Source organism: Pseudomonas sp. IT-P100, assembly GCF_949767185.1.
In the GTDB taxonomy this organism is placed as follows: domain Bacteria; phylum Pseudomonadota; class Gammaproteobacteria; order Pseudomonadales; family Pseudomonadaceae; genus Aquipseudomonas; species Aquipseudomonas fluorescens_B.
The window spans coordinates 96,798-116,726 of record NZ_CATKQK010000009.1 but is presented as its reverse complement, the minus strand read 5'-3'; the positions used below and the strand labels follow the sequence as shown (position 1 = coordinate 116,726).

Here is a 19,929-nt window from a genome sequence, read left to right as displayed (position 1 = left end):
CGAACCAATGAAACCCGTTCCCAAGCCGGACGGCGTTCAACACAACAGAATATTTCCAAGGGAAGGCTGCTACGTGACGGAATTTGATATCGGTGAATTTTTTATCCGGGGCGAAGCCAGAGAAGTCGAGGGCGAATTCCAGGCGGTCATTATCATGCGCGCCAAACCGCCACTGACTACAGTGACGTATCACCAGGTCGAGAAAGATCGCTGGTTCAAAACCCCGGACGTCGCCGCCATCGCCGCTCAGGAAGCCGCCAAGGCCCTGAAGCTTGCCGTCGATGAAGGTGCGTTGAAAGCCTGATCAGCCGGTTCGCAGTCTATGCTCATTCCTGCTTTCGAACATCGCTATCGAACTCCTGAAGTGCGGCCGCCTCAGATGCTATGCAGCCGCACCTCAGATCTCGCACCCGTGCGACCAGCAAGGAGATGAAGATGGATTCACCTACACACGATTTGAAAGGCTTGTTCGACCAGCTCGGCCTGGATTCCAGCGAAAAGGCCATCGACGATTTCATCGCCAGTCATTCCCCGCTGCCCGATGATAAAAAGCTCATCGATGCCGAATTCTGGACTCCGCAACAAGCTGGCTTCCTGAAAGAGCGATTGCGTGAAGATGCCGATTGGGCGCGGGTGGTCGACGACCTGAACCTGCGTATGCATCAGGTTCACTAGTCAATGCAGGCTGTCGGGTGCTTCGGCGTTTAATTGCGCCAACCAGGCAGCCTTGCACTCTTGCGCTTCTTCACGACTGGAGAATGCCGTCCCCCGGCGTTCGCCGTTCAGCAACACGACCCAGCAGACACTTTGCCCCGCCGCACGCAAACTGGCGGGCACGCCGCTGCCAATCATGACCGCGACATCGACTTTGGTTTGCATGCTGACCTCTTGAGCTTCATTAACTACCTAACCGTAGACAGGGTAATGAGTTCATTGGCGAGGAAAAAGCGACTGCGCTGCATAGATTAATTGCCAGAATCGCAACAATGCCGTGATGCACATTGCTTGAAAAAATGGCTGCGGTTCAGTTCCCACAGGAGATCGGGGTACGGCTGTTGCTTTCACCACTCTTCAGGCCGAGCATTAGCTCGCCTGCAGCTTTTGATCTTGCGGTGTACGCCCCCTCACGCCCTGAGCCTGTCCGTCAACTTGTGAGCGCCTCCATCGGCGCTTCTCCAAGTGACTCGCCGTAAGGGCGAAACCAATAGCCGCCGTTACCGCAGAAACGGATATGTCCCCACCCCCAAATACCCAGCCGCTCAACGAGCACTCTCCGGCTTATACCCCAAACGCAACCCACCCCAATGCCGCCCCTTGACCATGATCGGCACCGAAAGGTCGTGCATCAGCTCTCCGGTATCCCGCGTATAGGTCTGCAACAGCACAGCCTGTTGATGGCTGCCACAACGAATCCCCGTCCGGTCGGCAAACTTGCGTTTGGTGCGGTTCTGCAACGTATCAACCTGCACATCCCCCGTCAGCGGCTGGCTGAACACCGTGTTATGGGTCGGCACATACCCCTGCTGCGTACAGGCGATGGCAAACACCAGGCCTTCATGACGCGGCAACAACGGTTCCTGAATCGCCGGCAAAACCTTATCGGTGTAACGGTCGAAACGCGTCTGAAACTTCGCCGGGCTCGTATTGGGGATGGCCTGATAACTGCGATCAAACAAATCATCAAGACTGACAACGCCCTGGTCGATATCAGCTTCGAAACGCACCGCAATCTGACGCGCGCCTTCACGGGCCAGGTCATAAATCCGCTGGTGATAGTCATCCAGCCCGACCTCGGCGAGTCGCTCACTGATGGTTTCGGCCTGCCCTTCCATCTGCACCGCCGCCTGGGCCAGGCGCTGGGTCTGTTGATCACTGATCGCCAGGTCGCTGCGCATCTGCTCGATCGCGTGAAACAAGCTGTCGAGTTGCTCGCGATTGGTCTCCGCGCCCTTGGCAATTTCGCCGACCTGACTTTCGACACCGGCCGCCAGGCGCGCAATGTTTTCCAGGTGCTGACCGGTGTGCTCGACCTGTTCGACACCGATGTCGAGGTCGCTGGACAACTGGCGAATCTGCTCAACCACCTGCGCGGTGCGCTGCTGGATATCGGCAACCATCTCGCCGACTTCGCCCGTTGCCGTTGCCGTACGCGCCGCCAGACCGCGAACTTCATCGGCGACCACCGCAAACCCGCGTCCGTGTTCACCGGCCCGCGCCGCTTCGATGGCCGCGTTCAACGCCAGCAGGTTGGTCTGGCTGGCGATGGACTGGATCACCAGGGTGACCCGCTGGATGTCGTCGCTGCGCAGGCTCAGGGCTTCGATCAGCTCACGGCTGTTGCTGGCGCGCTGACTGAGTTGATGCATGCGATTGATGGACTCGATCAACTCCGTGCGCCCTGCTGCGCTGCTCTGATGAGCTTCACTGGCAGCACTGAGGGCGGTTCGACTGAGTGTCAAGGTGGCGTGTTCGGTGGCGATCATGACTTCGGCGTTGCTGACAATCTGTGCCGCGGCACCGAGTTGTGATTGCAGTTTGTCCGCCAGCTGCTTGACCGAATAGGCCACGCCAGCGGCTGACAGAGCGTTATGACTGGTGGTGTAGGAAAGATCGCGAGTCAGCTCGGCGATGGCATTGGAACTGTCTGCTGAGGATGCTTCGGGGATGGCTCGGGAACGTAGCCGAGGCAGCCAGATAATCAGGACGGCCAGCGGCAGGCCGAGATAAAGCGACCAGCCCCCGAGCGTCATGCCGCACAGCAAGAGCATCACGGCGATGCTTTGCAGTGTGGGCGTCAACCAAAGGTTTTTCGGCGAAAGCACGGGTGCAGGCACTGCCCCGACCAGAGATCCGTCCCGCGTCATATCTTCACCCCACACACTTCTAATTGTTGTACCCGCATTTAACGCCACTACAAGGCCATTATCCATGGTCCATTAGTAGTGGGCGTTGCAGCAGATCAATAGAAGTGCCCGCGGTTTTGCGCAGACGAAAAAAAGCATCGCGGGCCAGAGCCTTGCTCCTTCAGGAGTGAGGCTGGCCCGCGATGCGGGGCGCTACGAAATCAGGCCTGACGCTGGTGCTTGTCGATCTGTTCGTGACGCTCTTGAGCTTCGATGCAGTACTTGGTGGTCGGGCTGATCAGCAGGCGTTTCAGGCCAATGGCCTCGCCGCTGTCGTCGCACCAGCCGAAGCTGTCTTCCTTGATGCGTTCCAGCGCCTGTTCCAACTGAGGCAGCATGCGCTGGTCGCGATCGATCGCGTTCACCAGCCAGGTGCGCTCTTCTTCGACAGACGCCGCGTCAGCCGGATCGGCCGGGGTGTCCAGGCTCTCGATGGCGATGCGGTTCTGCTCGATGCGCTCATGGGTTTCGACTTTCATGTTCTGCAACAGCTCAGAGAAAAAAGCATGTTGCTCGGCATTCATGTAGTCATCCGCCGGCATGGCCAGCAACTTGTCCTTTGTCATTGATATCTCTATAAAAAAACGTGCATTAAGGCGAATTAGGGAGCGTTCCGGCGGACCTGGTCTGGCCATCGGAACGGCGCCGTTTATTCCAAGCGCCACCCGGCACTCAATTTACGAGGGGCGGCAGTCTAAGGCCGACTTGAGGCCCCAGCAACTGAAAAGTCAGCGAATTTGTCCGACAAAGCCCTGAAAGTGCTCTATGGCAGCCTTTGCGGTGGTTATCGGAGTGCGTTTATAGCAAGAAATTCAATCGAGCGGCTGTATATAGAAGACAAACGGCTGCGACAGTAGGGGTTATCGACCGCATTTGCCAGTTGATGAGCCGCCGGTGCAACACGTTTGCAGCGCGGGCAACCTCGGCTAAGGTTATCCATCCCGAAACGACCATCTGAGGAGCGGTGCAATGAAACTGATCGGCATGCTGGATTCGCCTTACGTACGGCGGGTCGCCATTACTGCCAAACGCCTGGGCATCGACCTTGATCACCAATCGGTTTCGGTGTTTCGGCACTTCGAGCAGTTCCAGCAGATCAACCCGGTGGTCAAGGCGCCGACGCTGGTACTGGATGACGGCGAGGTGCTGATCGACTCGACGTTGATCATCGATTACCTGGAAGCGCTGGCGCCAACGGGTAAAAGTCTGATGCCTGGCAAGCTGGATCAACGCCTGCGTTCGTTACGCCTGATCGGCCTGGCGCTGGCAGCGTGCGAGAAGTCCGTGCAGCTTTATTACGAACGCAACCTGCGCCCTGCGGAAATCCAGTTTGAGCCCTGGGTGGAACGGGTCGAAGGGCAATTGGCGGCGGCGTATTCGGCGCTGGAGCGGGAATTGGAAATGCAGCCACTGAAGACTGACGGTTCGATCAATCAGGACGGGATTACGCTGGCGGTGGCCTGGAGCTTCACCCATCTGGTGGTGCCGGATCAGGTGGATGATCAGCACTTTCCCCAGATCAGTGCCTTCACAGCGTATGCCGAAGGGCTTGATGAGTTTTTGAGCACGCCGATTGAGTAGACAGATGTGTTGTGACAGATCCCCCGTCAAAACAAAAACGCCGCTTCCACCAGAGGCAGAAGCGGCGCAGGCATGAGCCTCAGCGGATCAGTGCATGAACAGGGCGATCAGGATGATGATCGGGATCGGTACACCGAGAAAGAACAGCAGTAATGAGCGCATGATGATTCTCCAGGGTTAGCGAATAGGTGCAGTGGTCACATAAGCGTCGGATTCCAGATACACCACGGCATCCCGACGACGACCGCCGAATGTGGCGGCGAAGCTGGCGAAGAAAGCGCCGATCAGCAGCGCGATGAACATCCACAGCGCCGTCCATGCCGCGACTTTGGCGGCGGTGTCCGCAGCTTGTTGGGCGGCCAGTTTCGCGTCGGCTACGGCTTTTTGGGTACGGGCATAGACTTCATCGACACGACGTTCAGCGTCCGCTTGCGTGAGGTTGGTCCGTTGCGCCACCAGTTGTGCCAGATACGTGCGGTCTTCGGCGGCCAGTTGACCGTCGTTGCCCAGCGAGCGCACAAAGATGCGGGTGACAGTGCCGCGGGCGGCGTCATCACTGACGGCAGCCGGGCGATCGTCGCGGAACAGGCTGTCGACGAAATAGCCGTACGGGTCGCTGTTGGTATTGCCGGCTGCGGTTCCGGCCGCTTGCGTCGCGGCACTTGCGGCACCACCCATCACATTGGCACCGGCCTGCACACCGCCGCTGACGATGCTGCTGACTGAGCCGACCACCAGCGTCGCAGTCACCAGCGTCGCCACGCACCAGGCCAGGAAGCCATGGGCCGTGTCGCGGAAGTAGACTTCATCGCCATGCATGTTCGCCCATTTCACCCGCAGGCGGCCGGCGATGTAACCACCGAGCCCCGAAGCGACGATTTGTGTGGCGGCCAGCCAGATAATCGTTGAAATGCCCAGGCCCTTGGCGCTGACGCCTTCGTTGGCCCATGGGGAAACCGCCGAGAAACCCAGGCCGAAACCGAGCAGTACCAGGATCAACGACAACGCCGCCGCAGCAGCGGCCCCGGCGAAAATCGCACCCCAGGAAACGCCCGACAGCGTGCTTGACTCTTCTGCGGCAGGATAGAAACCATCAGAGGATCTATTCATTATTGTGTCGCTCCAGGCAGGAAAGATGTTGTTACAACTCGTCAAAAGAGGAATTGCAGTCAACGTGCCAGTCGCCAATCCTAGATAAGTTGTTGAATTTCAATCACATAGAAAATCTGAACTTAAATTTCTCATGCAAATTGCAAGAAACCGGCAATATCAGCGGGTTTTCTGCATGCCACGGGAAGCACCGCCAAATGAAGTTTTATTTAAAAAGGTTGCAGCCATTTATTGGCAAAATGCCGCACATCGCTGTGAACCTTTAATCAGGCCAATCTATGACCCGCATCTTGACCATCGAAGACGACGCCGTGACCGCCCGGGAAATCGTCGCCGAACTGAGCAGCCACGGCCTCGACGTGGATTGGGTCGACAATGGCCGCGAAGGGCTTGAGCGCGCGGTCAGCGGCAACTATGACCTGATCACGCTGGACCGCATGCTGCCCGAGCTCGATGGCCTGGCGATTGTCACGACGCTGCGGACCATGGGCGTGTCGACGCCGATCCTGATGATCAGTGCCCTCTCCGATGTCGATGAGCGCGTGCGTGGCTTGCGTGCCGGCGGGGACGATTACCTGACCAAACCCTTTGCCACGGATGAAATGGCCGCGCGGGTCGAAGTGTTGCTGCGCCGGCAGAACACCGTGACCGCCCAGGCCACCACGCTGCGGGTGGCCGATCTGGAACTGAACCTGATCAGCCACGAAGCCAGCCGAGACGGTCAGTTGCTGACGCTGTTGCCCACCGAATACAAGTTGCTGGAATTCCTGATGCGCAACACCGGGCAGATTCTGTCGCGAATGATGATTTTCGAAGAGGTCTGGGGCTATCACTTCGACCCTGGCACCAACCTGATCGACGTGCACATCGGCCGCCTGCGTAAAAAGATCGACCCGCCCGGCAACGTCCCCCTGATTCGGACCGTGCGAGGCTCGGGTTATGTCATTGCCGAACCCCTCTAAAGGCTGGCGTTCTTCCATCAGCCGCTTGCTGGCGCTCTACAGTTCGCTGTTCGTGCTCTGGAGCGGGATTCTCATGGGGGTCATGTACTACGAGGTGTCCGCCTACCTGGATAACCTGGCCAAGCACTCGCTGATGCAACGTCAGCATTTGTTCTCGCGCTTTTCCGGCGAACAACTGGTGGACGCCCTCGCCGTCAGTATGACCTTCGACATTCGTGGCATCGACGCCTACGGCCTGTTCGATGCCGAGCATCGCTACCTCAGCGGCGCCCTGCGCCACATACCCGCAGGCCTGCCACTGGACGGCAGGATTCACATGCTCAGCGACTGCGCCGACTCCGATGATCCGACCTTGCCCAGCGACAGTTGCGATGCGGTGGCGACCCAGACGCGTGATGGTCGCTGGCTGATACTGGTGCGCGACAACGGCTCGCTGTTCGCCGTGACCCGGATCATCCTCCACGCGCTGTTCTGGGGCGTGACCCTGACCATTTTGCCGGGCATCGTCGGATGGCACCTGCTGCGCCGTCGACCGCTGCGGCGCATTCGCGGGATTCAGGCCAGTGCCGAGGCGATTGTGGCCGGGGATCTGACCCGACGCCTGCCGCTGTCCAATCGCCGCGACGAACTGGACATGCTCGCCGCCATCGTCAATGCCATGCTCGAACGCATCGAACGCTTGATGAACGAGGTCAAGGGTGTGTGCGACAACATTGCCCACGACTTGCGGACGCCGCTGACCCGCTTGCGGGCGCAGTTGTACCGCATGCAGCAACAGGCGGGCGAAGGTTCCCAGGAAGCCGCGCAACTGGATTCCGTGTTGAGTGAAGCGGACACGCTGATGGCGCGCTTTCGCGGTTTACTGCGCATTTCCGAGCTGGAAGACCGGCAGCGGCGCTCCGGTTTTGTGCAACTCGACCCGGTGCCGTTGTTGCAGGAACTGCACGACTTTTACCTGCCGCTAGCGGAGGAAGACGAGCTGGTTTTCAAGCTGCAATTGCCCGAATCATTGCCGGCGCTGAAGGGCGATCGGGCGCTGCTGTTCGAAGCCGTGGCCAATCTGTTGAGCAATTCGATCAAATTCACACCGCCGGGTGGCGAGGTGATTTTGCGCGGGGTCAATGAGGGTGGGCATACGCGGATCGAAGTGCTCGACTCCGGACCGGGCATTCCTGCAGCCGAACGCGAAGCCGTGTTCCAGCGTTTCTACCGCGCCGAAGGTGGCAATCAGCAAAGCGGGTTCGGGCTGGGGCTGTCGATCGTGGCGGCGATTGTCAGCCTGCATGGGTTTACGCTGGAAGTGGGTGACAGCGAATGGGGTGGCGCGCGGTTGGTGCTGGATTGTCGGCAGAGCCTGATTCCCCAGACCTGACGCAAATCTGCTGAACTGACACATGACCTGTGGGAGCGGGCTTGTCCGCTACCACAGGTTCTGTGTCGATCAGTCAGGCCGGGTAGTTGGCTCGAAGGGCTTCGAGTCCGCCCTGGTAGATCCCGCCAAACAACGCCGTCACCTCCTCCTCACTCACCCCGACCGGCGCAAACCGACCCGACCAGGTCACCCGCGCACTCTCACCCTGCGCTTCAACGCGAATGGTCGCCAGATAATCAGTCGCCGGGAACGGCGCCTGCAAAATCGAGTAGCTGTATGTCTTCCCGGCGTTATCAAACGCCTCCAGCCGCTCAATCACTACCGCGCCATCCGCGGTTTGCAGACTGCGCACGCGCCCGCCTTCGCTCAGCTCGCTTTTGGGAATGAACGGCAGCCAGTCCGGCAGCGAATTGAAGCCACCGATCAAATGCCAGACCTGGTCGGCCGAAGCCGGGATGTCGATAAACGCTGATGCCGTTGCCATGTAATATTCTCTCTCATTCAAAAATTTCAGATCGCCATGCTGTCGACGACGCCGCCGTCAACTCTAAGGGCGGCACCGGTTGTTGCCGACGACAGCGGCGACGCGATGTAGGCCACCAGGTTGGCGACTTCCTCGACATTCGCCACGCGCTGGATAATCGATGTCGGCCGGGCCTTGCGCACGAAGGCGTCGGCTTCTTCCCGGACACTGCGCCCCGATTCGGTCGTGGCGTCCTTGAGCATCTGCTCCAGGCCATCGGTCAACGTCGGGCCGGGCAGGATCGCGTTGACGGTCACGCCAGTGCCCGCCAGCCGCTTGGCCAGCCCGTGGGACACGGCGAGGTTAGCGCTTTTGGTCACACCATAGTTGAGCATGTCGGCCGGGATCGCGATCCCGGATTCCGAGGACAGGAAGATCACCCGCCCCCAGCCCTGCTTGACCATGTCCGGCACGTAATGCCGTGACAGGCGTACACCGGAGATCACGTTGACCTCGTAGAAGCGCGTCCACTCGCTGTCCGGGGTGTCGAAGAAATCCACCTCGTTAAAGATGCCGAGGTTGTTGACCAGGATGTCGGCACGCGGCTCAGCGGCGAACAATTGCTCGGCGCCTTCGGCGGTGCCGAGGTCGGCGGTCAGGCCTCGCAGTTGCGCACCCGGCACGCTCTGGCGAATGCTCGCCAGCGCTTGCTCGACCTTGGCGGTTTCGCGTCCGATCACCACCACCGTGGCGCCGGACTCGGCCAGTGCCTTGCTGATGCCCAGGCCAATGCCGGCGGTGCTGCCGCTGACAATGGCGAGTTTTCCAGTCAGATCGATCTTCATGTTCAAACTCCTGTGACAGGCAATGGAGCGCGTTCAGACACCAGCTTCGCTTCGCGCATCGCTTGCCAGAACGCAGCGGGAATGACTGCCGACAACGCAGCCACATCTTCAGCAATCCGGTCCGGACGGCTGGACCCCGGAATCACCGCCGCGACGGCAGGATTGGCCAGGGAGAATTGCAATGCAGCGGCCTTGATGTCGACGCCGTGGGCCGCCGCGATGCGTTTGATCTGCTCGACTTTCTGGATGATCGCCGGGCTGGCCTTCTGGTATTCGAAGTGCGCGCCGCCGGCCAGAATGCCCGAGCTGTAAGGGCCACCGACCACGATCTCGACATTCTGTGCCAAGGCAGCGTCCATCAAACGTTGCAGGGCACGATCGTGATCCAGCAGCGTATAGCGCCCCGCCAGCAGAAAACCGTCCGGTTGGGCTTCGGTCAGATCAAGGGTCAGTTCGCACGGCTCGACCTTGTTCACGCCCAGGCCCCAGCCTTTGATTACGCCTTCTTCACGCAAACGGGTCAGTACCTTGAAAGCGCCGGTGCGGGCCTGGTTGAAGTACTCCAGCCATTGATCGCCGTAGAAGTCCTGCGCGATGTCATGCACCCAGACGATGTCCAGGCGATCGGTTTGCAGACGCTTGAGGCTGTCTTCGATGGAACGCATCGTCGCGTCGGCGCTGTAGTCGTTGACGATCCTGTTCGGGCGACCGTGCTCGAACACCCCGCTCTTCTCGCCCAGATCCCGGGCAGCGGCGTCTTCGATTTCGTCGAGAATCACCCGGCCGACCTTGCTGCTCAGTACGTAGTCGTCACGGTTGTAGCGAGCCAGCGCGGCGCCGAGGCGAATCTCCGACAGGCCCGAGCCGTAAAACGGCGCGGTATCGAAATAGCGCACGCCAGCATCCCAGGCGGCGTGTACGGTGGCCATCGCCTCTTCTTCCGGGATGGCGCGGAACATATTGCCCAGGGGGGCAGTGCCGAAACCCAGCGCGCCGGGCAGTTTGTCTTTCAAGCTCATGGATGATTCCTCTCGATGTCAGTGGTCAGTCAAGTGACCGATGAGCCAATCCTAGATTGCGAGGATCGGACCGTCCAAGACATAATGCGCAGCACTTGAGTCCCTATAGGTCTGACATGATCGACATCCGCCAATTGCGCTACTTCGTGGCCGTCGCCGAGGAAGAACACGTCGGTCGCGCCGCCGAGCGCCTGCACATTTCCCAGTCGCCCCTGAGCCGGCAGATCGCCCAGCTCGAAGAACGGCTGGGCCTGACCCTGTTCGAGCGCAGCCAGCAACGCATTCGGCTGACCCGCGACGGCCAGACCTTTCTCGCCGAAACCCGCGCCCTGCTGACCCACGCCAATCGCCTGGAATCCCTCGGCAAACGCCTCGGTCGTGGCGAAGAAGGCGGCCTGTGCATCGGCTACATCGAAAACGCCATGCACGCCGGCGTCCTGCCGAATGCCTTGCGGGTGTTGCGGGTGGACCGGCCCAACGTGCACGTCGCGCTGTACAACCTCAGCTCCGCCGAACAACTCGAAGGCCTGCGTCAGCGTAGCCTCGATATCGCGTTGGTCAGCGAACCGCCCGTCGCCGACGATCCGGACTTGCTGGGTTTTCAGGTGCTCGACGACCCGATGCTGTTGGCGCTGCCCGAGCATCATCCCCTCGCCCATCAAGCGACGCTGGGCCCGGAAGACCTGTCCGACCAAGAATGGATCGGTGTGCAACACCGACAGAACTGCGCCAGCCGCGAAGACTTCGTCAGTGCCTGCATCCGCGCCGGTTTCACCCCGGACATCCGCATGGAGGCCACTGAACCCTTCACCGCACTGGGGCTGGTGGCGTCGGGGCTGGGCATCGCGATGATTCAGAAAGGCTTGAGCCGCAATGCGCCACCGGGCGTGGTGCTGCGGGAAGTGCCGTGGATTGCGTTCACCACGCCGCTGTGGGCAGCGTGGCACCGGATCAATTTGCGGCCGTTGGTGGAGACGTTCAGGAAGGTGCTGACCGAGCCCGTCAGCTAAACCACCATCCGTGTGGCGAGGGAGCTTGCTCCCGCTGGGTCGCGAAGCGGCCCCAATCAGGCGACGATGGTCAGTTCTGACAAACCGCGCATGCAGGTTTTACGACTGCTGCGCAGCCGAGCGGGAGCAAGTTCCCTCGCCACAGTAATCCTGTCATGACAAAGGTGTGCGGCTCCTGCCCCGGGAGTTCGGTGCTTTACTGAATAAACCCCGAAGCCCTGCGAGTAGCCCCGCCATGAATCGCAACGACCTGCGCCGCGTGGACATGAACCTGCTGGTGATTTTCGAAACCCTGATGTTCGAAAAGAACCTGACCCGGGCCGGGGAAAAGCTGTTCCTCGGCCAACCTGCCGTCAGTGCTTCACTGGCCAAGTTGCGCGATCTGTTCGATGACCCGCTGCTGGTGCGCAACGGTCGTGTGCTGGAACCGACCCAGCGCGCGCTGCAGATTCTCAAGGAATTGCAGCCGGCGATGGACACCATCTCCGGTGCGGTCAGCCGGGCCAAGGATTTCGACCCGGCCACCAGCCGCGACGTGTTCCGCATCGGCCTGTCCGACGACGCCGAGTTCGGCCTGTTTCCGCCGCTGCTCAAGCAAATCCGCGAAGAGGCGCAGAACGTTGTGGTCGTCGTGCGGCGAGTGAATTTCCTGCTGATGTCGTCGATGCTCGCCAGCGGCGAGATTTCCGTCGGGATCAGCTACACCACGGAACTGCCGGCCAACGCCAAACGCAAGAAACTGCGCGATCTGAGCGTGAAGATCCTGCGCGGCGACAACCGTCCCGGCGCCCTGACGCTGGATGACTACTGTGACCGGCCGCATGCGCTGGTGTCGTTTTCCGGGGACCTGACCGGCGCGATCGACAACGATCTGGCGCGTATTGGCCGCTCACGCCGCGTGGTGCTGGCGGTGCCGCAGTTCGCCGGCCTGCGCGCCCTGCTGGCCGGCACTGACATGCTCGCCACGGTGCCGGACTACGCCGCCTGTGCGTTGATCGAAGGCAGCAGCCAGTTGCGGGCAGATGACCCGCCGTTTGACATCAACCTGTCCGAGTTGTCGATGGTGTGGAACGGGGTCAACGATAACGATCCGGCAGAACGTTGGTTGCGCTCGAGAATTGCCCAACACATGTCGGCGCCACTGCCGGGGCATTGACCGCGTTGAAGCCCGGGTCGGTCTCGCGCAGGAAAATCGGCAGGTCTGTCATCGGCGGCATGGCCGGAATATCGAAGTACATCTGGATCACCCAGCCTCGGTGATAGCTGGCGTGATTGACCACGTGCAGCAACATCGCGCCAGCGCTCATGGTCCCGCTTTCGCCCGAGACAAACGTGAACTCGACAGGTTTATCCAGCGACGCCTCGGTTTGCCGGTCGCTCCAGTTGCAGTACCAATGATCGATGTCCTTTTGCGCCATGCGCAGGTCGGCAAGGTCGGGATGCAGCAGATCGTGGGAAGTCTTGAAGCCGTGCCCCCGGCCTTCGAGGTGAGCCTGCCAGATGCAGTCCACCACGTAGATGTGGTTGAGAGTACCGATCATGTTCTTGAACACCGAGACCCGCGCTTTGTTGACCTCGCCCGGCGGCAAATCGGCCAGGCTGTCAAAGAGGCGCTGATTGGCCCAGCGTTTGTAATCGGCCAGCATGCGGGCCGTGCGTACGTTGATCATCGCAGGTCTCCCATTGCAATGGGCGCACTGCAAAGCATAGCCCTCATCTCGCGGGGGCAGCTCAAACGCTGATCATCGGTCGCTCAGAGCCTGCGTTACCCGCCTGGCCAGCGCCAGGCAACTGGTCAGCCCCGGTGATTCGATGCCGAACAGATTGACCAGTCCGGGCACGCCATGGTCGTCGGGGCCGCTGATGATGAAGTCGGCGGCGGGTTCTGTCGGGCCGGTGATTTTCGGGCGGATGCCGCTGTAGGCCGGTTGCAGCCTGTCATCGGGCAGGGCCGGCCAGTAACGCCGGATGGCCTCGTAGAAACCCTCGGCACGGCGCGGATCGACGCGGTAATCGATGTGGTCGATCCACTCCACATCCGGTCCGAAACGCGCCTGACCGCCAAGATCGAGGGTCATGTGCACCCCCAGCCCGGCACTTTCCGGTGCCGGATAAACCAGATGCCGGAACGGCGCGCGACCGCTGAAACTGAAATAACTGCCCTTGCACAAACGAGCCGATGGAACGTGCAGCGACGACAAGCCTTCAATGCGGCTCGCCACTTCCGGTGCGGACAACCCGGCGCAGTTGATCAACTCACGACAGCTCAAGGTCATCGGCTGGACGCCGCCCATGTGCAACTGGAAACCGTGTTCGCTGCACCGCGCCGATGCCAGCGGCGTATGAAATGCCATCGAGGCTCCGGCGGCCTCGGCGTCCGCCTGAATCGCCAGCATCAGGGCATGGGAATCGACGATTCCGGTGGAAGGCGACCAGAGCGCGGCGACGCAGGACAGCGCCGGTTCAAGTTCGCGAGCCTGATTGGCGTCCAGCCATTGCAAGTCATCGACACCGTTGCGGACGCCCTGCTCCAGCAACTTCTGCAACGCCCCGCGCTGGTGATCATCAGTGGCGACGATGAGCTTGCCCAGCCGCTGATAGCCGACGCCGCGCTCATCACAAAAGGCATATAGACGTTGTTTGCCTTCCACGCACAATTGCGCCTTGAGGCTGTCGCTCGGGTAATAGATGCCGGCGTGGATCACTTCCGAGTTGCGCGAACTGATGCCCACGCCGATGCCTTCGCCGGCTTCGACCAGCATCACTTCGCGCCCGCTCCGGGCCAACGCTCTGGCCACCGCCAGCCCGACCACGCCAGCCCCGACCACGACGCATTCGATATCGACGCTCACCTGCCCTGCGCTCCTTTGTAACGATCAAAACGTGCCGGGATAACTGCCGCCGTCCAGCAACAGGTTTTGCCCGGTGAGAAAACCCGCCTGGGCGCTGCAAATGAACGCGCAATAGGCGCCGAACTCATCGGGCTGGCCAAAGCGTTGGGCTGGCACGTTTTTGCGCCGCTGCGCACTGATGTGCTCGACGCTGGCGCCATTGGCCTCGGCGGCAGCACTCAGGGTTTTGTGCAGGCGCTCGGTCTCGAACGGGCCGGGCAGCAGATTGTTGATCGTGACGTTGTTCCCCGCCAACTGCGACTGACGCGCGAGTCCGGCGATGAAACCGGTCAGGCCGCTGCGGGCGCCGTTGGACAGACCGAGCACATCGATCGGCGCCTTCACCGCGCCGGAGGTGATGTTGACGACGCGTCCGAAACCGCGCTCGGCCATGCCATCGACGCAAGCCTTGATCAGCTCGATGGGCGTGAGCATGTTGGCATCCAGCGCCTTCAACCAGTCCTCACGTTGCCAGTCACGGAAGTCACCCGGCGGTGGGCCACCCGCGTTGTTGATCAGGATGTCCACTTGCGGACACGCCGCCAATACTTGCTCACGCACGGCCGGCTCGCTGATGTCGCCGGCGACCGTGCGCACTTCGATGGTCGGCGCCAGGCTGCGCAATTCAACGGCGGCAGCCTGCAAAGTGTCGTTGCCGCGAGCGTTGATCACCAGGTTCACGCCCTCTTTCGCCAAGGCACGCGCACAGGCCAGCCCCAAGCCCTTGCTGGCGGCGCAGACGATCGCCCAGCGACCCGATATTCCCAATTCCATGACGATGCTCCCGACGGTTCGAGCGCCCTACGTTACCACCGTGCGCGGGACGGAGCCGAGGGGAAACTGCCCTGCCCCGGCAATTCAATTGTTCCGGATTATCACGAGTGGAAACGGGGGCAACGCGCAGGCAAAAAAACACCGGTTGTCCCGCGACAGAACGGCAGTAAGCCACCGCGCACACTGCCAAGCCTCGCGGGTCAAAGACTGCAAGATCGGGCGTGCCCTTGTCGACGCGGAGACTGTTCATGCGGGTTGAATAACATGCCATTACTGACACAAATGACAGGTAACGCTAATGAAGGCAGCACCTTGGAGCTTAGTGATGGGGTACGCCTCATGTTTCAGCACAGACCGAGGGTTCACCGCGGGAATATTGGAAGCGGTTTTCGCGGTGAGCGAAAAGTCTGGGGCAAACTGACTTCATTCGAATATGGCTATTCCAGAGCACCATGTTTGCGCCGCTGATGATTATTCCTGCTATTGGAATCCGCAAAACACATATAGCAACTCGAGCAGTCATAAGGCTTTTCCAGGGTGTGTGTTCGTCTGTGGCGCGTCAAAGTAGTACTTTCTGCAAAACCTTGATGGCAAAACTCGCAGACGTACGGCTTTTCTCCGGTGTGAGTTCGTCTGTGGCTCGTCAAAGCACCATTTGTTGCAAAACCTTGATGGCAAAACTTGCAGACGTACGGCTTTTCTCCGTTGTGAGTTCGTCTGTGGCTCGTCAAAGCATCGTTTCGCGCAAAATCTTTGCCGCAAGTCTCACAGTGGTACGGCTTTTCTCCGGTGTGGCTTAGCATATGTCTCGTCAAATGCCTTTTGAGCGCAAAACTTTTTTTGCAAACCAAGCAATTGAAAGGCTTTTCTCCCGTGTGGGTTCGCATGTGCATATCAAAATTATGTTTTCTCTTAAACCCTTTCGGGCAATGCTGACAGCTGAACCGTATATTCCCGTCGTGCGCCTGCTCCGCGCCGGTCTCATATGCCGTACCGGGAAGGGCAGATGCAGATACGTATCCCGGGAACTGAGCAGGCAATGCCTGCGTTTGGGAGGCCGCTTGCCCGGAGCGGCTCAGCTCCTCGGCAAGGCTTCTCACCCGAGGCCCATCGTCCGCAGGGTTGCTCGTTAACGTTTGGAGAAATGCGGTTGGATCGATCACGTTCTCGCTCACGTGCCCAGATAACCCCACCACAAGTTCCATCACCGTTTGGTCATCTCCCCCGGGGTTGTATTTCAAATTACTGATGAATTGATCCAAGGTGTCATCCATCATCCGCCCATCAGCATCGGCATATCGCATCGGCGAGTTCCCGACAAAACAGTACCGGTTCAACCCGTCCACCTCTCCCGCCGGGTCCGGGTTGAGCCAGCCGTGTTGCCACGGCGCGTAATAGCGATAACCGTAGTAACTCAACCCGGTCACGTCGCATTCCTTGCCCGAGTAACCCGTGGTCTTGTACGACGCCTTGGCGGCGTGATGGGCCACCCACCACGCCCGACCACCAAACGGCAAATAGCCTTCCTCACTGATCACTGCACCCTCTTCGTCAAGTTCCAGTTGGCTGGAACGCAGGTGATCGCTGACGCTGTAACTCAAATGGTTGTTGTCGACGCCAGTCGGGGGAGTGCCGACCCAATGCCGCAGCCGCACCGTGTTGCGCCCGGCCTCGATCTCCAGCACATGCCGTTCGGCGCCATTGGCGGCGCGGTGGATTTCCAGCCCCGGCAAGTAACGTACGTCGGCGATCACGCTGCGGTGTGAGGCCAGTGCGCAACGTACCTTGCGCAGGCGCTTGCCACCGCCGCCGTAGCGATACAGTTCACAGTCGTCCGGGCCGTCTTCACGGGTGACCGGGGATACCTGGCTCAGCTGGTTGCGCGCATCCCAACCCATCGCTTGCCCCCGCAGCAAATGAAGCTGATTGCCGTTACCGTCGAATTCGCGGGGGAAATCCGGCGCTGGATCGCCGTCGTACGCGATCACCCGACGGTTGCTGGCCGCGTCCACCGCCCAACGCCGGGTGAAGGGTTGCGCACCGAGGTGGCGCAGTTCCAGCAGGTTGCCGCTGGCGTCGTAATCGTATTCTTCGCGGTAGTTGACCAGCGCGTTCGGGTCGTTGGCGGCGCGGTAGACTTCGCGGCCGGTGGCGCGGGTCAGGCGGTACAGGCTGTCATAGATGTAGGTGCTGACGGGGTCGATGCGCTGGTTTTTGAAATGGGTGATGGCTTTGGCCTGGTCGTCGATTTGCAGCGGGTTGCCAACCGGGTCGTAGGTGTAAAGCAGGTTTTGCAGCAAGGGTTGGTTGGGCAGGCCGGCGCTCAAGCGCAGCAGACGCGCGTCGTCCGGACTGAACTCGGCACGGGTAATCACGCCGTTGCCTGCCGTTTCCTGCTCGACCAGCCCCCCGGCGCTGTAGCCGAGATCGCTGACCAGCGTCACCTCGCCTGCACCTTGGCGCTGCAAGGAAACGGCGCGCAATTGCCCGGCGCAGGTGCGGCTGAACCGCCGGCGGTTGAGCATGGCATCGGTTTGCGTCGCAACCTCGCCCAAGGCGTCGTAGGTCCAGCGACTGTCGAGGCCGGGCGCCGGTTCGAGCAAGGCATTGCGCGCGTCGATCTCCAGCGGCCAGTGCAACGGATCCAGCGACGTCAGAAAGTGGCTGCTCTCCAGCAACGGTTGGCCGCGCAGATCATAGTCGAGCATGTGCCGGGTAGTGCTCGGGTCGTCGTGGCGGATCAACTTGCCGCACTGGTTGCGAGTGCTGCCGCCGGGGCCGCCGTACTGGAAGCGTTCGACCACCCGCGGGGTTTCGTCCTCGAGTTGTTCGGTGACGGCGACCGGACGTAATTGCACATCGTAGTCGCGTTGCTGGCTGCTGCGACTGTTCCAGCGTTGCAGCCGCTGCCCCGCCGGGCCGAACAGCAACAGAGTCCAGCCCGAATCAACGCTGACGTTGAGCAACTCGGTGCTAGACAATGCGCGGAGGGAGGTTCGATTCGGCCCACGCTGCTCGGCCCACAATCGCGGATCGAAGCGCTCGACTTCACGGCCCAACGGGTCGAACACCCGCCGGGTGATCTGCGGCTGCACCGGCTGTCCCGCGACCGAACGGTAGTAAGCCACCGCGCACACTGCCAAGCCTCGCGGGTCAAAGACTGCGAGATCGGGCGTGCCATTGTCGATGCGGAGGCTGTTCATGCCTATTGAATAACATGCGGCGTTGATGGCGGCTACTGACACAAATGACAGGTCTTTCAACTGGGCGCGCCTGCTTCGGTTGATGCCCTGCTGTTGCGCTTTCTCACTGAATGCCGGGCTTCGCGTTGCGCCGTTCGCTGGGCATTGCGCAGCGGGTGTTGAACGCCGCGGATGTCGAACAACTTGAGCCCGAGTTGGCCGGCAAAGCCTTGGCCTGGACTCTGTTTCTCGAGCCGTCGCATATGGATGTCCGGCGCGTGCGGCGAGGTCCGGCTCGCGGATCCAAGGCTGCTGGTTGAAGTGATAGTTTGTGCCGCAAGGAACTCCTGACCGTCGCTGCATATCCTAAACTGTGTGGTACTTCCTTTACGCTTCACGCTTTCGGAGGACACCGTCATGCGCCGTCTGATCATCATCTCTTCCCTTGTGTTGTGCTTACCCTTCGGCTCGGCTTTCGCGAAAGTGGATGCGGGCGATGTCGCCACCTCCGCCGGGGTTTCCGCTTCGCTGTACTCGACCTTCAAGGACGACAAACTCATGATTCCCGCCCGGGATGACGCCTCCAGCTTCGTGGCCAGCGGCGGTGCGATTCGAGGCGTGTATCTGGAATCGGTCATGAAGCAGATTCGCCAGGACAATCCCGGGCTGAACGCCAGTGACGAAGACCTCGCCAGAGCCATTCTGATCCAGGACAGTGCCGCTGCCGGGCAATGAGGGCTGAAACGGGCGCGGTGGGGCCTGTAACACCTGGATAGGTGTTAACGGCCCTGCTTTGCGGCTACTTTGCGCTTGTAGCGGATGAACGTGCCCATCCGGCAACGAGTTGTACGCTGATGCTGATGCCACCACACACCACGATCACCACATCATGGGCATCGGCGATTGCCGGGTGGTCCAGATAGCCGATGGCCAATGAAACACCGCACGCCGGCTCCACCAGCTGACGCAGGTCATTGGCGTAACGCACCACGCCCATGATCGCTTCGTCATCGCCGAGCACCACGCATTGGTGAGGGAAATCGAGGATGTGCTGCACCGGCCAGGCGGCCACTTGAGCGGCGCCGAGGGAGGTCGCCACGGTGTCGATGCGCGAAAGCCTGACGGGATGTCCGGCCTTGATCGCCGCCGAAAAAGATGCCGCTCCCGCGGTTTCGCAGGCGACGATGCGGCAATCCAGGCGGTCATGCCGAGTCAATCCCGTGAGCAGGCCCGCCAGCAAACCACCACCCCCCACCGACGTCACCAGCGTATCGACTTGAGGGCAGTCCTCGAGAATCTCATCGATCATCGTGCTGTGCCCTTCCCACAACACCGGATGATCGAAGGCCGGCACGTATTCGGTGTCCGCCGCTTGTGAAAGCTCCTTCGCCCGTTGATTGGCGTCGTCCCAGACCTTGCCGTGAACGATCACCTCGGCACCGGTTTTGCGAATCCTCGCGCGGGTGCTTTCCGGGGTGGTGTGCGGCACCACGATGCAGGCTTGCAACCCGAGGCTGGCCGCCGCGACAGCGGTGGCGAAACCGGCGTTGCCCCCCGAAGGACAGACCACCTTGCGCTTGCCCTGGGCCTTTGCCTGGCTGCACAACAACCCCATGCCACGCAGCTTGAACGAACCGCTGGGTTGCAGGTTTTCCAGCTTGAGCCAGATCCGCCGAGTGGGGGTCGACAAGCCCGGGTGCAGGATAAGGGGAGTTCTGATGTGAAGCATGTTGGGCTCCTCGGTCGCACACCGACTTGTCGAGTGGTTCAACGAATCGGTGTGGAGCGCAATGCTGTTCACTTAAGCGCGCTCTTGG

20 protein-coding genes are annotated in these 19,929 nt (G+C 60.7%); 8 read left to right on the top strand and 12 right to left on the bottom strand.

Features of this window, described 5'->3' with window-relative positions; translation table 11 throughout:
* Positions 1-73: 73 nt before the first annotated feature.
* Together ACM6IQ_RS07430 and ACM6IQ_RS07425 are read left to right on the top strand one after the other, a co-directional pair.
* A complete protein-coding gene (locus ACM6IQ_RS07430) occupies positions 74-304 on the top strand; it encodes a hypothetical protein (protein ID WP_017339397.1) in 231 nt (76 codons plus the stop codon).
* A gap of 131 nt (positions 305-435) precedes the next feature.
* Entirely contained in the window at positions 436-675 is a 240-nt protein-coding gene (locus ACM6IQ_RS07425) for a DUF2789 domain-containing protein (protein WP_017339398.1), read from the top strand.
* On the opposite strand, the gene ACM6IQ_RS07420 is transcribed toward ACM6IQ_RS07425, so the two are convergent.
* From ACM6IQ_RS07420 to ACM6IQ_RS07410, 3 genes are all read right to left on the bottom strand, one after another.
* Positions 676-879, bottom strand: a complete 204-nt coding sequence (locus ACM6IQ_RS07420; RefSeq protein ID WP_017339399.1) for a hypothetical protein — start codon at positions 877-879, stop codon at positions 676-678. It abuts the gene before it with no gap.
* Positions 880-1,259: 380 nt separating this feature from the next.
* Positions 1,260-2,483 (bottom strand): methyl-accepting chemotaxis protein, encoded by a 1,224-nt coding sequence (locus tag ACM6IQ_RS07415; RefSeq protein WP_414878412.1) that lies wholly within the window; start codon positions 2,481-2,483, stop codon positions 1,260-1,262.
* A 581-nt stretch (positions 2,484-3,064) separates the two neighbouring features.
* A complete protein-coding gene (locus tag ACM6IQ_RS07410; RefSeq protein ID WP_007907888.1) occupies positions 3,065-3,469 on the bottom strand; it encodes a TraR/DksA family transcriptional regulator in 405 nt (134 codons plus the stop codon).
* Between the two features lie 403 nt (positions 3,470-3,872).
* Here ACM6IQ_RS07410 and ACM6IQ_RS07405 point away from each other — a divergent pair, with 403 nt between their 5' ends.
* On the top strand, positions 3,873-4,484 hold the full coding sequence (locus ACM6IQ_RS07405) for a glutathione S-transferase (RefSeq protein WP_414878397.1): 612 nt from the start codon (positions 3,873-3,875) through the stop codon (positions 4,482-4,484).
* Positions 4,485-4,661: 177 nt separating this feature from the next.
* Here the strand turns inward: ACM6IQ_RS07405 and ACM6IQ_RS07400 are convergent, their stop codons facing one another.
* Complete coding sequence (locus ACM6IQ_RS07400) at positions 4,662-5,594, bottom strand: hypothetical protein (protein WP_414878396.1); 933 nt, start codon at positions 5,592-5,594, stop codon at positions 4,662-4,664.
* A 278-nt stretch (positions 5,595-5,872) separates the two neighbouring features.
* Here ACM6IQ_RS07400 and ACM6IQ_RS07395 point away from each other — a divergent pair, with 278 nt between their 5' ends.
* Both ACM6IQ_RS07395 and ACM6IQ_RS07390 read left to right on the top strand, forming a co-directional pair.
* Complete coding sequence (locus ACM6IQ_RS07395) at positions 5,873-6,556, top strand: response regulator transcription factor (RefSeq protein ID WP_017339403.1); 684 nt, start codon at positions 5,873-5,875, stop codon at positions 6,554-6,556.
* Positions 6,534-7,928: a sensor histidine kinase gene (locus tag ACM6IQ_RS07390; RefSeq protein ID WP_017339404.1), complete on the top strand. Its 1,395-nt coding sequence runs from the start codon at positions 6,534-6,536 to the stop codon at positions 7,926-7,928. Before ACM6IQ_RS07395 ends, ACM6IQ_RS07390 begins: the two co-directional genes overlap by 23 nt.
* Before the next feature lie 73 nt (positions 7,929-8,001).
* Here the strand turns inward: ACM6IQ_RS07390 and ACM6IQ_RS07385 are convergent, their stop codons facing one another.
* From ACM6IQ_RS07385 to ACM6IQ_RS07375, 3 genes are read right to left on the bottom strand one after another with little or no spacing between them, the layout of a single operon-like run.
* On the bottom strand, positions 8,002-8,412 hold the full coding sequence (locus tag ACM6IQ_RS07385) for an SRPBCC family protein (RefSeq protein ID WP_414878395.1): 411 nt from the start codon (positions 8,410-8,412) through the stop codon (positions 8,002-8,004).
* 26 nt (positions 8,413-8,438) lie between these two features.
* Positions 8,439-9,236, bottom strand: coding sequence for an SDR family NAD(P)-dependent oxidoreductase (locus ACM6IQ_RS07380; protein ID WP_017339406.1), 798 nt, complete (start codon positions 9,234-9,236; stop codon positions 8,439-8,441).
* Positions 9,237-9,238: 2 nt separating this feature from the next.
* Positions 9,239-10,255, bottom strand: coding sequence for an aldo/keto reductase (locus tag ACM6IQ_RS07375; protein ID WP_414878394.1), 1,017 nt, complete (start codon positions 10,253-10,255; stop codon positions 9,239-9,241).
* 116 nt (positions 10,256-10,371) lie between these two features.
* Here ACM6IQ_RS07375 and ACM6IQ_RS07370 point away from each other — a divergent pair, with 116 nt between their 5' ends.
* Positions 10,372-11,265: a LysR substrate-binding domain-containing protein gene (locus ACM6IQ_RS07370; protein ID WP_017339408.1), complete on the top strand. Its 894-nt coding sequence runs from the start codon at positions 10,372-10,374 to the stop codon at positions 11,263-11,265.
* Positions 11,266-11,500: 235 nt separating this feature from the next.
* Positions 11,501-12,421 carry a LysR substrate-binding domain-containing protein gene (locus ACM6IQ_RS07365; protein WP_017339409.1) on the top strand — a complete coding sequence of 307 codons (921 nt, stop codon included), beginning with the start codon at positions 11,501-11,503 and terminating at the stop codon, positions 12,419-12,421.
* On the opposite strand, the gene ACM6IQ_RS07360 is transcribed toward ACM6IQ_RS07365, so the two are convergent.
* From ACM6IQ_RS07360 to ACM6IQ_RS07345, 4 genes are all read right to left on the bottom strand, one after another.
* A complete protein-coding gene (locus ACM6IQ_RS07360) occupies positions 12,342-12,935 on the bottom strand; it encodes a DinB family protein (RefSeq protein ID WP_017339410.1) in 594 nt (197 codons plus the stop codon). The two genes, ACM6IQ_RS07365 and ACM6IQ_RS07360, sit on opposite strands and share 80 nt — an antisense overlap.
* Before the next feature lie 72 nt (positions 12,936-13,007).
* Entirely contained in the window at positions 13,008-14,117 is a 1,110-nt protein-coding gene (locus tag ACM6IQ_RS07355) for an NAD(P)/FAD-dependent oxidoreductase (RefSeq protein ID WP_414878393.1), read from the bottom strand.
* A 24-nt stretch (positions 14,118-14,141) separates the two neighbouring features.
* Positions 14,142-14,930, bottom strand: coding sequence for an SDR family oxidoreductase (locus tag ACM6IQ_RS07350; RefSeq protein ID WP_017339412.1), 789 nt, complete (start codon positions 14,928-14,930; stop codon positions 14,142-14,144).
* Between the two features lie 437 nt (positions 14,931-15,367).
* Positions 15,368-18,193 (bottom strand): C2H2-type zinc finger protein, encoded by a 2,826-nt coding sequence (locus tag ACM6IQ_RS07345; RefSeq protein WP_414878392.1) that lies wholly within the window; start codon positions 18,191-18,193, stop codon positions 15,368-15,370.
* 336 nt (positions 18,194-18,529) lie between these two features.
* On the opposite strand from ACM6IQ_RS07345, the gene ACM6IQ_RS07340 reads away from it, so the two are divergent.
* A complete protein-coding gene (locus ACM6IQ_RS07340; protein ID WP_017339414.1) occupies positions 18,530-18,847 on the top strand; it encodes a DUF2388 domain-containing protein in 318 nt (105 codons plus the stop codon).
* A gap of 64 nt (positions 18,848-18,911) precedes the next feature.
* Here the strand turns inward: ACM6IQ_RS07340 and ACM6IQ_RS07335 are convergent, their stop codons facing one another.
* A complete protein-coding gene (locus ACM6IQ_RS07335; protein WP_414878391.1) occupies positions 18,912-19,841 on the bottom strand; it encodes a pyridoxal-phosphate dependent enzyme in 930 nt (309 codons plus the stop codon).
* Between the last annotated feature and the right edge of the window lie 88 nt (positions 19,842-19,929).

What these genes read in the sequence shown, in the direction of transcription:
- ACM6IQ_RS07380 (WP_017339406.1), bottom strand. Translation starts at nt 9,236, where the DNA reads ATGAAGATCGATCTGACTGGAAAACTCGCCATTGTCAGCGGCAGCACC.
- ACM6IQ_RS07400 (WP_414878396.1), bottom strand. Translation starts at nt 5,594, where the DNA reads ATGAATAGATCCTCTGATGGTTTCTATCCTGCCGCAGAAGAGTCAAGC.
- ACM6IQ_RS07420 (WP_017339399.1), bottom strand. Translation starts at nt 879, where the DNA reads ATGCAAACCAAAGTCGATGTCGCGGTCATGATTGGCAGCGGCGTGCCC.
- ACM6IQ_RS07340 (WP_017339414.1), top strand. Translation starts at nt 18,530, where the DNA reads ATGCGCCGTCTGATCATCATCTCTTCCCTTGTGTTGTGCTTACCCTTC.
- ACM6IQ_RS07360 (WP_017339410.1), bottom strand. Translation starts at nt 12,935, where the DNA reads ATGATCAACGTACGCACGGCCCGCATGCTGGCCGATTACAAACGCTGG.
- ACM6IQ_RS07365 (WP_017339409.1), top strand. Translation starts at nt 11,501, where the DNA reads ATGAATCGCAACGACCTGCGCCGCGTGGACATGAACCTGCTGGTGATT.
- ACM6IQ_RS07395 (WP_017339403.1), top strand. Translation starts at nt 5,873, where the DNA reads ATGACCCGCATCTTGACCATCGAAGACGACGCCGTGACCGCCCGGGAA.
- ACM6IQ_RS07350 (WP_017339412.1), bottom strand. Translation starts at nt 14,930, where the DNA reads ATGGAATTGGGAATATCGGGTCGCTGGGCGATCGTCTGCGCCGCCAGC.
- ACM6IQ_RS07405 (WP_414878397.1), top strand. Translation starts at nt 3,873, where the DNA reads ATGAAACTGATCGGCATGCTGGATTCGCCTTACGTACGGCGGGTCGCC.
- ACM6IQ_RS07370 (WP_017339408.1), top strand. Translation starts at nt 10,372, where the DNA reads ATGATCGACATCCGCCAATTGCGCTACTTCGTGGCCGTCGCCGAGGAA.
- ACM6IQ_RS07390 (WP_017339404.1), top strand. Translation starts at nt 6,534, where the DNA reads ATGTCATTGCCGAACCCCTCTAAAGGCTGGCGTTCTTCCATCAGCCGC.
- ACM6IQ_RS07375 (WP_414878394.1), bottom strand. Translation starts at nt 10,255, where the DNA reads ATGAGCTTGAAAGACAAACTGCCCGGCGCGCTGGGTTTCGGCACTGCC.
- ACM6IQ_RS07410 (WP_007907888.1), bottom strand. Translation starts at nt 3,469, where the DNA reads ATGACAAAGGACAAGTTGCTGGCCATGCCGGCGGATGACTACATGAAT.
- ACM6IQ_RS07415 (WP_414878412.1), bottom strand. Translation starts at nt 2,483, where the DNA reads ATGATCGCCACCGAACACGCCACCTTGACACTCAGTCGAACCGCCCTC.
- ACM6IQ_RS07425 (WP_017339398.1), top strand. Translation starts at nt 436, where the DNA reads ATGGATTCACCTACACACGATTTGAAAGGCTTGTTCGACCAGCTCGGC.
- ACM6IQ_RS07335 (WP_414878391.1), bottom strand. Translation starts at nt 19,841, where the DNA reads ATGCTTCACATCAGAACTCCCCTTATCCTGCACCCGGGCTTGTCGACC.
- ACM6IQ_RS07385 (WP_414878395.1), bottom strand. Translation starts at nt 8,412, where the DNA reads ATGGCAACGGCATCAGCGTTTATCGACATCCCGGCTTCGGCCGACCAG.